The 13,396-nt window shown below is 69.4% G+C and carries 8 protein-coding genes; 1 reads left to right on the forward strand and 7 read right to left on the reverse strand.

Features of this window, described 5'->3' with window-relative positions:
• The first annotated feature begins 40 nt into the window (after positions 1-40).
• Positions 41-1,411 carry an FAD-binding oxidoreductase gene (locus JQX13_RS30265; protein ID WP_203402955.1) on the forward strand — a complete coding sequence of 457 codons (1,371 nt, stop codon included), beginning with the start codon at positions 41-43 and terminating at the stop codon, positions 1,409-1,411.
• Here the strand turns inward: JQX13_RS30265 and JQX13_RS30270 are convergent.
• From JQX13_RS30270 to JQX13_RS30300, 7 genes are all read right to left on the reverse strand, one after another.
• On the reverse strand, positions 1,389-2,588 hold the full coding sequence (locus JQX13_RS30270) for a trans-sulfuration enzyme family protein (RefSeq protein WP_203402956.1): 1,200 nt from the start codon (positions 2,586-2,588) through the stop codon (positions 1,389-1,391). The genes JQX13_RS30265 and JQX13_RS30270 overlap by 23 nt on opposite strands.
• Before the next feature lie 8 nt (positions 2,589-2,596).
• A complete protein-coding gene (locus JQX13_RS30275; RefSeq protein WP_275424874.1) occupies positions 2,597-3,802 on the reverse strand; it encodes a PLP-dependent transferase in 1,206 nt (401 codons plus the stop codon).
• On the reverse strand, positions 3,799-6,318 hold the full coding sequence (thrA, locus tag JQX13_RS30280) for a bifunctional aspartate kinase/homoserine dehydrogenase I (protein ID WP_203402957.1): 2,520 nt from the start codon (positions 6,316-6,318) through the stop codon (positions 3,799-3,801). The genes JQX13_RS30275 and thrA overlap by 4 nt, the downstream gene beginning before the upstream one ends.
• Before the next feature lie 335 nt (positions 6,319-6,653).
• A complete protein-coding gene (locus tag JQX13_RS30285) occupies positions 6,654-7,961 on the reverse strand; it encodes an NAD(P)/FAD-dependent oxidoreductase (RefSeq protein WP_203402958.1) in 1,308 nt (435 codons plus the stop codon).
• A 157-nt stretch (positions 7,962-8,118) separates the two neighbouring features.
• Entirely contained in the window at positions 8,119-9,741 is a 1,623-nt protein-coding gene (locus JQX13_RS30290) for an ABC-F family ATP-binding cassette domain-containing protein (RefSeq protein WP_203402959.1), read from the reverse strand.
• An 86-nt stretch (positions 9,742-9,827) separates the two neighbouring features.
• Entirely contained in the window at positions 9,828-11,756 is a 1,929-nt protein-coding gene (locus JQX13_RS30295; protein ID WP_203402960.1) for an ABC-F family ATP-binding cassette domain-containing protein, read from the reverse strand.
• A gap of 45 nt (positions 11,757-11,801) precedes the next feature.
• A complete protein-coding gene (locus tag JQX13_RS30300) occupies positions 11,802-13,289 on the reverse strand; it encodes a DEAD/DEAH box helicase (protein WP_203402961.1) in 1,488 nt (495 codons plus the stop codon).
• Between the last annotated feature and the right edge of the window lie 107 nt (positions 13,290-13,396).

Consider the following 13,396-nt stretch of genomic DNA (forward strand, 5'->3'; position numbering starts at 1 on the left):
CAGGGGCCTCGAAGTGGGCGGCGTGGTAGCGTTGGGATCGATGAGCGTGGATCTTTTGCGTGAGCTCGCGTCCGTGCTGCCGCCGGATGCACTCGTCACCGACTCCGATGTGCTCGAGTCGCACCGCCGGGACCAGGCGGGGTGGGCTCCGGCTGGTACGCCTCGTGTCCTCGTCCGTCCCGCCTCGACGGCCGAGGTGCAGGCCGTGCTGCGTGTCGCCTCGGCCCTCCGTGTCCCCGTGGTCGCCCGCGGCGCGGGGTCGGGTTTGTCGGGCGGAGCCAATGCCGTGGATGGTTGCATCGTGCTCTCGCTCGCGCGGATGAACCGCATCCTGGAGATCGACCGGCGAGGACTGTTCGCCGTCGTCCAACCGGGGGTGATCAACGGCGCGCTCAAGGCGGCCGCGGCGGAGCTGGGGCTCTGGTACGCGCCGGACCCCGCGAGTTGGGAGTTCTCGACGATTGGCGGCAACCTCGCCACCAATGCCGGCGGCCTGTGTTGCGTGAAGTACGGCGTGACCGGGGATGCGGTGCTCGGGCTCGAGGCCGTCCTCGCGGATGGTTCCGTCGTCCGCACCGGTGGCCGCACGGTCAAGAACGTCGCGGGCTATGACCTCACCCGCTTGTTCGTGGGCTCCGAGGGGACGCTCGGCGTCATCACCGAGGCCACGTTGAAGCTCCGGCCGCGTCCGCCCCGGGCCACGACGCTGGTGGCCTCCTTCCCGACGCTCGTCGGGGCGGGGGCGGCGGTCACGGAGATCATGGCCGACACCCGGCCCTCGCTGCTGGAGTTGATGGATCGCACGACCGTTCGGGCCGTCGAGGCCGCCAGGCCCATGGGGTTGGACGTCGAGGCCGCCGCGCTCCTGCTGGCGCGTTCGGATGCCGGGGGCGAGCAGGGCGTGGCCGAGTGCGCTCGGATGGTGGCCGCCTGTGAGGCCGCCGGGGCGACCTTCGTCGCGCACTCCGCCGACGAGGCCGAGGGCGAGCTGCTGATGGGGGCTCGCCGGTTCGCCTTTCCCGCGCTCGAGCGGCAGGGCTCGACGCTGCTCGATGATGTCGGGGTGCCGGTCTCGCGCATCGCGGATCTACTCGCGGCGGTCGAGCGGATCGCCGAGCAGCGGGGGGTGCTCATCGGCACATTCGGACACGCGGGGGACGGGAACATGCACCCCACGCTCGTCTTCGACCAGAACGACGCGGACGCGGTGGCGCGAGCCCGGGCGGCGTTCGACGACATCCTGCGCGTGGTGCTCGATATGGGCGGGACGATCACCGGTGAGCACGGGGTCGGCTCGCTCAAGCGCCCGTTCATCGCGAGCCAGCTGGGCCCCGAGACCCACCGGCTCCACCTCGCCATCAAGGCCGCGGTGGATCCGCTCGGCCTCCTCAATCCCGGCAAGCTGCTCTGACCTCCTCGTCGAGGGCCTGATCGAGGTCTTCGAGGATGTCCTCGATGGCCTCCAGGCCCACGGAGTAGCGCAGCAGCCCATCGCCGATTCCTCGCTGGAGCCGGACCTCGCGGGGCATGGCCGCATGGGACATCATGGCCGGGTAGGACAGGATGCTCTCCACCGCCCCGAGGCTGACCGCCACCAGGGGAAGGGTGACCCGCTCGAGCACCTGTTTCGCGCGAGCACCCGTGCCGACATCGAAGGACACGATGGCTCCGTAGCCGTGTGCCTGCCGCTCGTGGATGTCCCGTCCGGGGTGGCCCGGCAGTCCGGGGTAGTACACCCGAGACACCGCCGGGTGTCGGGACAGCCAGTCCGCCAGACGTCGTGCGTTCCGCTCGGCGCACTCCATCCGGGCCGTGAGCGTCTTCATTCCGCGCATCAGCAGCCACGCGTCCTGGACTCCCAGCACGCTGCCCAGGGCGTTCTGGAGATGCTTGAGCTGATGGCCCAGCTTCTCGTTGGCCACCACCGCGAGCCCCGCCAGCACGTCGCTGTGACCGCACAGGAACTTGGTCGCGCTGTGGAGCACGATGTCGATGCCCAGCTCGATCGGCCGCTGGAGGCAGGGCGTCATGAAGGTGTTGTCCAGCATCGTCAGCAGGCCGTGCTTCCTGGCCCACTCCGCCACGGCGGCGATGTCGGTGATCTTCAGGGTCGGATTGGAAGGCGTCTCCAGGAACACGGCCCGGGTGTTCGGCCTTCGCGCGGCCTCGAGCTGGTCCAGGTCGGTCATGTCGACGAAGGTCGTCTCGATGCCCATCCGGCCGAGGATCGTCGTCAGCAGGCGGTACGTTCCGCCATACACGTCCTCGCTACAGAGGACGTGGTCGCCGTGGGAGAGCAGCATGAAGGCGGTGGAGATCGCCGCCATCCCCGAGGAGAAGGCGAAGCCCCGGGCTCCTCCCTCGAGCTCGGCGATGGTGTCCTCGAGCGCCTGGCGGGTCGGGTTGCCGGAGCGCGAGTAGTCGTACTCGGGAGGGTGCTCCAGCGAGGCGTGGTGGAAGGTGGAGGCCTGGTACAGCGGGATGCTGGAGGCGCCGGTATGCGCGTCCACGCTCGAGGCGGAGTGGAGCACGCGGGTGGCCAGCTTCCGGCCGGGGTGACGGCGTTGGATGTCTCTGGGTTGGCGCATGGGTTGCCTCACTGGCGAGCCGCGTCGAGTGCCTGGGAGAGATCCGCGATCAGATCCTCCACGTGCTCGATTCCCACCGAGTACCGGAGCAGACGATCGTCCACGCCCACGCGGCGGCGGATCTCCTCCGGGATGTCCGCATGGGTCTGCACCGCCGGGTACGTCATCAGGGACTCCACTCCGCCGAGGCTCTCCGCGAAGGCAATCAGCCGCACGTGGCGCAGGAGCGGTTCGACGAGCCGGGCATCCTTCAACTTGAAGGAGAAGATGCCCGTGTTGCCCGAGGCCTGCCGCCGCTGGATGGCGTAGCCGGGATGGGTCTCGAAGCCCGGGTGGAAGACCTGCTCGACGAGCGGATGGGCTGCCAGCCACGTGGCGATGCGGAGCGCGTTCTCCTGGTGGCGCTCCATCCTCAACGCGAGCGTCTTCATTCCCCGCATGAGCAGCCAGCTGTCCTGCGGTCCCAGCACGGCCCCGATGGAGTTGTGCAGGAACGCGACCTGCTCGGACAGCGCCTTGTGCCGGGTCACGATGAGGCCCGCGAGGACGTCATTGTGCCCACCGAGGTACTTGGAGGCGCTGTGGACGACGATGTCCGCTCCCAGCTCGATGGGGCGCTGGAAGAAGGGGGTCAGCAGCGTGTTGTCCACGATGGAGAGCAGCTCGCGGGAGCGGGCCCAGCGGCAGACCTTCTCGAGGTCGGTGATCTTCATCAGCGGGTTGGTGGGCGTTTCGATCAACACCGCCTTCGTGTTGGGCCGGAGGTTCGCCTCGAGCGCGTCCAGATCGTTGGTGTCGACGTAGGTCGCGGAGATCCCGAAGCGGGAGAGGACCTTCTCCAGCAACCGGTACGTTCCCCCATACAGGTCGAGCGAGACGAGCAGGTGGGCTCCCTGGCTGAACAGGGAGAAGACGACCTGGAGCGCGGCCATGCCGGAGCTGCAGGCGAAGCCGGCGTCACCCGACTCGAGGTGCGCGATCGCGTCCTCCAGGACGGACCGCGTGGGGCTCTTCGTGCGCGCGTAGTCGAAGCCCGTGCTCTGTCCCAGGCATGGATGCCGGAAGGCGGTGGCGTGATGGATGGGGAGGCTGACCGCGCCCGTCACGGTGTCCGACACGGAACCAATCTGCGCCAGGTGGCTTTCAATCTTCATGTTCTGGAGACCCGTGGTGCTGGAGGTGGAGTGACGGGAGGGGAGGGGAGCGGAGCTCATCTGCGCCCCCGGACGTTCTGGGCGAGGCGGAGGATGTCGGCGAGCACACCAGCGGCCGTGACATCACCTCCCGCGCCCGCGCCGCGGACGATGAGCGGGTACTCGCGGTAGCGCTCCGTGAAGAAGGACACCATCGCCTCGGCGCCCTTCAGCCCGGTGGCCGGGTGGGCCGCGTCCACCGCCACCGGGCCCACCTTCACGCGAGGGCCTCCGGGGGCATGGGGGAGGATCTGCGCCAGGTAGCGCAGGCTCCTGCCCGCGGAACGGTAGCGGGCCACCTGGGCGCTCACGTCCGGGTCCAGCGACGTCAGCGAACGCAGGAAGGCTTCCGGCTCGTCCACGTCGAGGTGCTCGCGCGGGACGAGCGGCTCCACGGTGACGTCCTCCAGGTCGAGCTCCAGGCCCAGCTCGCGGGCGAGGATGAGGGCCTTGCGTGCCACGTCCAGGCCCGACAGGTCATCGCGGGGGTGGGGCTCGGTGTAGCCGTTCGCGCGAGCCGTCCGCACCGCCTGGGACAGGGGGACTCCGTCCATCAACGCATGGCAGACGTAGCCGAGCGAGCCGGAGAAGCATCCCTCGATGCGCTCCACCCGGTCGCCGGTGCGCACCAGGTTCTTCAGCGTCTCGATGACCGGGAGGCTCGCGCCCACGGTGGTCTCGTAGTGCCAGGCGCGGAACTGCTCACGGGAGAGGGTGTGCAGCGCCGCGCTCTCCTTCCAGGGGCGAGCGAGCGGTTTCTTGTTGGCCGCCACCACGTGGATGCCTCGTCGGAAGGCCTCGGCGTAGAGGACATCCATTCCGTCCGCCGCGGTGCAATCCACCAGCACGGGGACGGACAGGCGGGACAGCCGCTCGAGCAGCGGCCCCACGTCCGGAGGAGACTCGTGGCTCGGGGAGACCTTGGCGAGCCTCGCGAGCGCCTCGGCGGGAGGCACACCCGCGGGGTCGAAGAGCGCGCGGCGGCTGTCCACCAGCCCCACCAGCCGCAGGGCCACGCCGTGCCGGGCCGCGAGCGCCTTCGCGTTCTGCGCGAGCTGGACGAGCAACCGTCCGCCCACCGTTCCCTTGCCGACGAGGAGGACGTTGATCTCCGTCTCGTTGAGGTTGAAGGCGCTGTGCACGGTGCGCACCGCCACGGCCGTGTCCTCGGCGTCCACGGCGCACGACACGCTGCGGGAGCTCGCGCCCTGGAGGATGGCACGCACGTTCACGCCCACGTTCCCGAGCGCGTGGAAGAACCGGCCCGCCACATTCGGCCGGTGGCCCATGGACTCGGCGACCAGGGTGACCAGCGTCACCGGCGCATGGGGCGGCGGAACGCGGACCTCGTGCCGGTCGCGCTCACCGCGCAGCGCGGCCTCGAGCACGGCATGCGCCCGCTGGGCCTGGGCCTGGGGCACCACCAGGGAGATGGACGGCGCCTGCGCGGACAGGGTCCCTCCCCACACCGTGACCTGCGCCGCCTCGAGCGCCTGCAACACGCGCAGCCCGAGCGGCTCGCTGAGCGTGGGACGCAGCGACTCGACGTGGAGCAGGGCCAGACGCTCCAGGCTCGTCACGCTGGTGGGCCGGTGGGGATCCGGATTGCCCTCGGCATCGATGCACGTGCCCGGCGCCTCGGGCTCGGTGGTGCTGCGGATGTGCAGGGCCGCTCCGCTCTCGAGCAGCGGAATCATCGTGCGGGGGTGGAACATCCGGGTGCCGAAGTGGGCCAGCTCGAGCGCCTCCGCGTAGGTCATGCGCGGCACGGGGTAGGCGTCGCGAACCAGGGCCGGGTCGGCCGTCATGACTCCGGGCACGTCCGTCCACACCGTGACCTGGGGGGCACCGAGGAGCCACGAGAGCAGTGTCGCGGTGTAGTCGGAGCCATTGCGGCCCAGCGTGGTGGTCCGCCCCTGGTGCGAGCGGGCGATGAACCCCGTGATGACGGGCACCACGCCTTCCCACCCGGACACGAGCGGCGAGAGCTTCGCGCGGCTCGCGTCGATGTCGACCCGGGCCGAGCCGGCGGTCTCGTCCGTGACGAGGAAGGTGCGGGCGTCCACGGCGCGGGCGGGGACTCCCCGGGTCGTCAGGGCCCGCGCGACCAGCTCGGAGGAGATGCGCTCTCCCACGGACATCACCTCGTCGAGCGTGGCGGGTGTGCACTCCCGGGTCAGCTCCACGCCCGTGAGGAGCCGCTCGATGGGCGCCAGGAGTTGCTCCACCGTGGCCTCGTGCGCGGAGAGGGCGGGGCCCTCGAGGACCGTGCTCGCGATCGACCTCGCGAGGTTCCGGACGCGCGTCAGCTCCACGCTCGTGCCGGCTGTATCTCCGCTCGCGGCGGCTCGGGCCGCGGAGATCAACCAATCCGTGGTGTCGCCGAGCGCGGACACCACGACCGCGAGCGGGCGCTGCGCGTCGGTGATGAGGGAGAGGACACGCGGCAGCCGTCCGGGTGTTCCGAGAGAGGAGCCGCCGAATTTATAGACACGCCATGCACGGCTCTCGGAGCCGTGAAGAGAGGCATTGCTCAAGGGGTCCTGCCTTTCGAGGAACTGCGTGGGTGGGGAACCGCGGCCCACGGCGAAAGGCGGACGTCAGAGGTGTCCTCAGGACGTAGCCGAGCCGCGGACGGTGTCAGGTCGGAAACCCGGGCACCCGCGGCTCTTCACTGGGAGAGGTCAGCTAGAAACGGCTGGAAGCCCATCCTCCCGCGAACGCGCGCATGCCCGGGCCACGCATGAGCATGGCCTCCATGGACATCGGCATTCGGGTGACAGGACAGGACACGTGATTCTCCAGACGAACGCAGGTGCAATAACAAGGAACGGAGAGCCCTGTCAATCGCGTGCTGTGTCTGTGTTCACCATCAACCGCGCGCGCCGGGGACGAGCCGGCGCAGGTCGTTCGTGATGCCGCGAGCCAACGCCCCGAGAAGGACGTTGGGCGGGGCCCACCCCTCGGGGGCGATGCGGCGGGCGAGCAGGAGCGAGAAGCGCCGCATGTATTCGCCGTCGGTCATCATCCACCGGAGCACGCTCCTGGCGGCCCAGGGGGGCAGCTCGGTGTAGATCTCCCGCTTCACCCGGTCGAGCGTGGCGTGGAACATGGCGCGGGTGGCGGAGAGCGCTTCCCGCTCGTAGCGCGCGATGGCTTCTTCCCAGCTGACGGCCCCCTGCTTCCAGTCGACGAGCGCGGCCGCGAGCAGCTTGCTCTCGAGCAGGGCGTCATAGATGCCCTGTGCATCGATGGTGTCCTTCTGGTGGAAGGCGTCACCGACGAGCACCCATCCGGGACCGCCCGCCTGACGGTACAGGTTGCCGATCCGCTTGATGCCGCGGATGGAAGAGACCTGCGTGGCGTGGGCCAGGCGCCGCCAGATCGCCGGATACCGGCGGAGGCCCTCGAGGTAATAGGCCTGGGCATCACCGGTGACCAGGAAGCGGTCGGAGCGCCCCTGGAAGACGACGCCCGCACGGCCCTCGGTGGTCGGCATGACGATCAGGGAGAACCCGTCCCCGGCGGTGTGGATCTGGATGCCCGTGGGCTCGGCGTCGTAGGGCGCGTATCCGGACCAGTAGGCATACAGCGACGAGGTATCGACATCCGTGCGCTGCTCGGTGACGCGCGCGCCGGCCTCGCGTGCGACCAGACTGTAGCGACCATCGGCGCCGACGACGCAGCGGCCCGCGATGACCTGCTCCGTTCCGTCCTCGAGGCGAACCTTGATCCCGGAGATCCGCCCGGAGGCGTCACGCTCGAGCGCGTTGACATGCGCGCCCTCGAGCCGGGTGACCGAGTCGAAGCGGGAGAGGTGATTCCAGAGGCAGCCGTCGAGCCGTGCGCGATCGACGGTGTAGATGTAGTCGCGGCCACCCACCTCGGCGATGGTGCAGTGGGCGCGGAAGTAGTCCTTGTACTCGACGAAGAAGTGCCGCAGGCGCGGCGCGTCGTGTGCGTACTCGGACTCGGGCACCTCGAGCTCGTCGAGCAGGCTCATGGCGCTGTTCATGAGGAACGGCACCGACACCGGCGGCGCGCTGGGGAAGTTCGCCCGATCGACGATCAGCACGCGCATGCCATGGCGGCCCAGACGCATGGCCAGGGTGGCTCCCGCGGGGCGCCCGCCAACGATGATGACGTCGTAGGGTTCGGAGGATGGTCGCGTGGTGCTCATGGATGCTCCTTTACGGAGAGCATCGGACCGCGCGACCCGGGCTGTCAAAACCGGGAAGGTCCCGGGTATCCTGGGATGGGGACGCGTACCCTCACCCCGACCCTCTCCCGGAGGGAGAGGGAGGGAGGGAGCGGGATGGGAATGGGGAGGGGCCTGGCTAGCTGCGCAGGCCGGGAGCCTCTTGGCCCGTGCGTGCCACGTACTCCGTGTAGCCTCCGCCGTACTGGTGGACGCCCTCGGGCGTCAGTTCCAGTACCCGGTTGGACAGCGCCGCCAGGAAGTGCCGGTCGTGGCTCACGAACAGCATCGTGCCCTCGTAGTTGGCCAACGCCGTGATCAGCATCTGCTTCGTCGCCATGTCCAGGTGGTTGGTGGGCTCGTCCAGCACCAGGAAGTTGGGCGGATCGTAGAGCATCTGCGCCAGCACCAGCCGCGCCTTCTCTCCTCCGGAGAGCACCTTGCACTTCTTCTCGATTTCATCGCCCGAGAAGCCGAAGCACCCCGCCAGCGCCCGCAGCGAGCCCTGCGAGGCACGCGGGAACTTGTCCACCAGCGAGTCGTAGACCGTCTGATCCGGCTTCAGCAGCTCCATGGCGTGCTGCGCGAAGTAGCCCATCTTCACGCTGCCGCCGAGCGACACCGCGCCATCGTCCGGCTGCGACTCGCCCGCGATCAGCTTGAGCAGCGTGGACTTGCCCGCGCCGTTCACGCCCATCACGCACCAGCGCTCGCCGCGCCGCACCAGGAAGTCCAGGCCGTTGTAGATGCGGCGCTTGCCGTAGCCCTTCACCACCCGCTCCAGCTTCGCCACGTCGTCCCCCGAGCGCGGGGCCTGCTCGAACTCGAACACCAGCGTCTGCCGGCGCTTCGGCGGCTCCACCTTCTCGATCTTCTCGAGCTTCTTCACCCGGCTCTGCACCTGGGCCGCGTGCGAGGCGCGCGCCTTGAAGCGCTCGATGAACTTCAGCTCCTTGGCGAGCATCGCCTGCTGGCGCTCGTACTGTGCCTGCTGGTGCTTGTCGTTCAGCGCACGCTGCTGCTCGTAGAAGTTGTAGTCGCCCGTGTACGTCGTCAGCTCGCCGCCGTCGATCTCGATGATCTTCGTCACGATGCGGTTCATGAACTCGCGATCGTGGCTCGTCATCAGCAGCGCGCCCTCGAAGCCCTTGAGGAACGTCTCCAGCCAGATGAGCGACTCGAGGTCCAGGTGGTTGCTGGGCTCGTCCAGCAGCATCACGTCCGGACGCATCAGCAGGATGCGCGCGAGCGCCACGCGCATCTTCCACCCGCCCGACAGCGCCCCCACGTCCCCGTCCATCATCTCCTCGGTGAAGCCGAGGCCCGCGAGGATCTCCCTCGCCCGTCCCTCCAGCGCGTACCCGCCCAGCTCCTCGTAGCGCCCCTGCACCACGCCAAAGCGCTCCACGAGCTTCTCCATCTCGTCCATGCGCTCTGGATCCGCCATGGCCGCCTCGAGCTGCTTCAGCTCCGCAGCCACCTCGGACACCGGCCCCGCACCGTCCATCGCCTCGGCCACCGCCGTCTTGCCCGCCATCTCGCCCACGTCCTGGTCGAAATAGCCGACCGTCACGCCGCGATCGATGGACACCTGGCCCTCGTCCGGGTGCTCCCGCTGGACGATCATCTTGAAGAGGGTGGACTTGCCCGCTCCGTTCGGACCGACCAGACCGACCTTCTCTCCCTTGTTGAGCTGAGCAGACGCCTCCACGAAGAGGATCTGCTGCCCGTGCTGCTTGCTGATGTTGTCGAGACGAATCATGGGACCTCAGATGGGGGCGGGATACCCTCACCCCGTCCCTCTCCCGGAGGGAGAGGGGATGTTTTCACAGTGGGGGTCTCTGGGATTCAGGCGGCTCCGGCGGCCAGGTTCTGCAGCTCCTGCCAACGCGCGTAGAGGCGATCCACCTCCGCCGCCGCCGCGTCCAGGTTCTTCTGCACCTCGGCCGCCTTCGTTCCGTTGGAGTAGACGCTGGGGTCCACGAGCTGTGCTTCCAGCTCCGCCTTGCGCGTCTCCGCGGCCTCGATCGCCGCCTCCATTCCGTCCAGCTCGCGCTGCTCCTTGTACGAGAGCTTCCCCGGCTTGCGCGCCTGCTTCGGCTCGGCCACGGGCGCCGGCTCGGCCTTCTTCGTCGTGGGCGCGGGAGCCGCCGCGGCGCGTGCCTGGGCCTGCTCCTTCAGCCGCCGGTACATCGCGAAGTTGCCTTCGTACCGCGTGACCTTCCCGTCGCCCTCGAAGGCCAGGATGGACGTGGCCACCTTGTCCAGGAAGTACCGGTCGTGCGTCACCAGCAGCACGCTGCCGGTGAAGTTCAGCAGCAGCCCCTCGAGGATGTTCAGCGTGACGATGTCCAGATCGTTCGTTGGCTCGTCCAGCACGAGGACGTTGGCGCCCTCCAGGAAGAGCCTTGCGAGCAGCAACCGGTTGCGCTCGCCGCCCGACAGTGCCTTCACCTTCATCCGCTGCATGGGCACGGGGAAGAGCAGGTCGTCCAGGTAGTCGCGCAGCGCCACCCGTTGATCTCCCAGCTCCACCCAGTCATCCCCGCGCGGCGAGGCCGCCTCGTACACCGTCTGCTCCGGGTCCAGCGAGGCGCGCGTCTGGTCGTAGTACGACACCTTCGTGTTCTTCCCGATGACCACCTTGCCGGAGTCCGGCGGCAGCTCTCCGAGCAGCACACGCAGGAAGGTCGTCTTCCCCACGCCGTTGGGTCCCACCAGGCCCACGCGCTCGCCGCGCTGGAGCAGCAGGTTCACGCCCTTCAGAACGTTCCGCTCGCCGTAGGACTTGTGGACGTCCTCGGCCTCGATGACCGTATGGCCCAGTCGGGGCGCCTGCATCACCTGCAGTCCCGCCACCTTCGGACGCTGGAAGCCCTTCTCCTCCATCAACTTGCGCGCCCGATCGATGCGCGCCTTGCTCTTGGTGCGCCGCGCCTCCGGGCCCTTGCGCAGCCACGCCACTTCCTGGGCAATCCAGCGCTCGCGCTTGTGCTGGGCGATGGCCGCGTTCTCCTGGGCCACCAGCTTCTGCTCCACGTACGCCTCGTAGTTGCCAGGGTACGAGATGACGCCCGCGCCCGGCTGGATCTCCACGATGCGGTCCACCAGCCCGTCCAGGAAGTAGCGATCGTGTGTCACCAGCAGCAGGGAGCCGGGCAGATTGTCCAGCTCCTCCTCGAGCCAGTCCACCGTGTCCGCGTCCAGGTGGTTGGTGGGCTCGTCCAGCATCAGCATGTCCGGCCGCGTCAGCAGCGCGCGGGCGATGGCCACCCGCTTGCGTAGACCGCCGGAGAGCTCCGCCACCGGCCGGTCCCAGTCCTTCACGCCCAGCCGGTCCAGCAGCGTCTTCGCGTGGTGCTCCGTGTCCCAGCCGCCGAGCTGCTCGATGCGGTCGGACAGCGCCGCGAGCTGCTCCATCAGCTTTTCCTGGCCCTGGGTGGGCGTGGACTCCATGCGCCGGGTGAGCTCGGCCTGCGCGGCCAGCGCTTCCCTCAGCGGCCCCTGGGCCACGCTCAACTCCGAGGCCACCGTGGCACCTGGAGCGAACTCGGGCTCCTGTGGCAGGTAGGTGACGCGTGCTCCCCGGCGGAGCTGCAGCTCCCCCGCGTCCGCGCGCGCCACCCCCGCCAATATCTTCATCAGCGAGGACTTGCCGGAGCCGTTCACTCCCACGAGGCCCACGCGCTCACCCTCTTCAATGGTGAGCGTCAGGCCCTGGAAGACGGTACGGCTGCCGAAGGAGAGTTGGACGTCGGCGGCGCGGAGCAGGGTCACGGTTGCCTCGAATGCGGTACGGAGGTGCTCGTCACGGCTGCTTCTTTACAGCCACTTGGGGGCGCGAGGCCTCTGGGAAACGGCGGGCGGTGCCGCCGGGGCGGGACGGGCCGCCTGGGAAGCCGGGGCCTGCTGGCTGGCCGGGCGGTCGCTCCGGGGCGGACGGGCCGACTCCTGGCCCCTGGAGCCTCCGGGGTTGCCACTACGCCCGTTGCCACCGCGCCCACCACCGCCGCGCCGGCGGCGTCCTCCGAGGCCCTCGCGGCGCTCGCCCCGGGCCTGCTGCCCCTGCTGTCCTTGCGGCGCACGGGGGCCCTGCTGCGAACGGGGGCCCTGCTGGGGCCGGGCCGCCGGAGCGGGCTCGAGCGCTCCAGCCGCGGGGGCCGGCTGGTTGGAGCGGTGCGGATGGGCCTCCACCACCGGCACGCGCCGACGGATGGTGCGCTCGATGTCCTTCAGGTACGCGCGCTCCTCGGTGTCGCAGAAGGAGAGGGCGATGCCCGCGGCGCCCGCCCGGCCCGTGCGGCCGATGCGGTGCACGTACGTCTCGGGCACGTTGGGCAGATCGAAGTTGATGACGTGGGTGATGCCGTCGATGTCGATGCCGCGCGCCGCGATGTCCGTGGCCACGAGCACCCGGCAGGCGCCGGACTTGAAGTCCGCCAGCGCCCGCTCGCGCGCGTTCTGGCTCTTGTTGCCGTGGATGGGGGCGGCGCCGATACCCGCCGTCTCCAGCTGCTTCGCCACGCGGTTCGCCCCATGCTTGGTGCGCGTGAAGACGAGCACCCGCTCGATGGCCTTGTCCGTCTGCAGCAGGTGGACGAGGAGGCCTCGCTTCTGCTCCTTCTCCACGAAGTACAGCCGCTGATCGATGGTCTCCGCCGTGGTGGCCACCGGCGCCACCTCGACCCGCACCGGGTTCTTCAGGATGCTGTTGGCCAGGCCCTGGATCTCCGGCGGCATGGTGGCCGAGAAGAACAGCGTCTGCCGCTGCGTGGGCAGCTTCGCGATGACGCGCTTCACGTCATGAATGAAGCCCATGTCCAGCATCCGGTCCGCCTCGTCGAGGACGAACACCTCGAGCGCCTTGTAGGACACGAAGCCCTGGTCCATCAGATCCAACAGGCGGCCCGGCGTGGCCACGAGGATGTCCACGCCCTGCTTGAGGGCCTGCTCCTGGGCGTTCTGGCCCACGCCGCCGAAGATGACGGCGCTGGTGAGGCCGGTGAATCGCCCATAGGCGCGAATGCTGTCGCCAATCTGGGCGGCCAGCTCACGCGTGGGGCTGAGGATGAGCGAGCGGATGGGGCGCCCACGGGCGGGCGGCGGCGGGCGGCCCACGGAGAGCCGCTGGAGGATGGGCAGCGTGAACGCCGCCGTCTTGCCGGTACCCGTCTGAGCGCAGCCGAGCACGTCCTTGCCCGCGAGCACGTGCGGGATGGCCTGGGCCTGGATGGGCGTGGGAGCGGTGTAGCCCTCGGCCTTCACGGCGCGCAGCAGGGGCTCGGCGAGCTTCAGATCTTCAAAAGTCATGGATTCTCGTTGTGGGGGTAGTCCCCGGAGGGCCCGCGCGGGAATGAACCGCCGGGCCCGAAAAAAGCGAAGGCGCCCCCGGGGGAGGCGCCTTCCTTCAACAGCCT

Source organism: Archangium violaceum (genome assembly GCF_016859125.1).
Lineage (GTDB): Bacteria > Myxococcota > Myxococcia > Myxococcales > Myxococcaceae > Archangium > Archangium violaceum_A.

Bases quoted from the DNA above. Each gene is read 5' to 3' on its own strand.
- JQX13_RS30265 (WP_203402955.1), top strand. From the start codon at position 41: ATGAGCGTGGATCTTTTGCGTGAGCTCGCGTCCGTGCTGCCGCCGGAT.
- JQX13_RS30270 (WP_203402956.1), bottom strand. From the start codon at position 2,588: ATGCGCCAACCCAGAGACATCCAACGCCGTCACCCCGGCCGGAAGCTG.
- JQX13_RS30275 (WP_275424874.1), bottom strand. From the start codon at position 3,802: ATGAGCTCCGCTCCCCTCCCCTCCCGTCACTCCACCTCCAGCACCACG.
- JQX13_RS30285 (WP_203402958.1), bottom strand. From the start codon at position 7,961: ATGAGCACCACGCGACCATCCTCCGAACCCTACGACGTCATCATCGTT.
- JQX13_RS30290 (WP_203402959.1), bottom strand. From the start codon at position 9,741: ATGATTCGTCTCGACAACATCAGCAAGCAGCACGGGCAGCAGATCCTC.
- JQX13_RS30300 (WP_203402961.1), bottom strand. From the start codon at position 13,289: ATGACTTTTGAAGATCTGAAGCTCGCCGAGCCCCTGCTGCGCGCCGTG.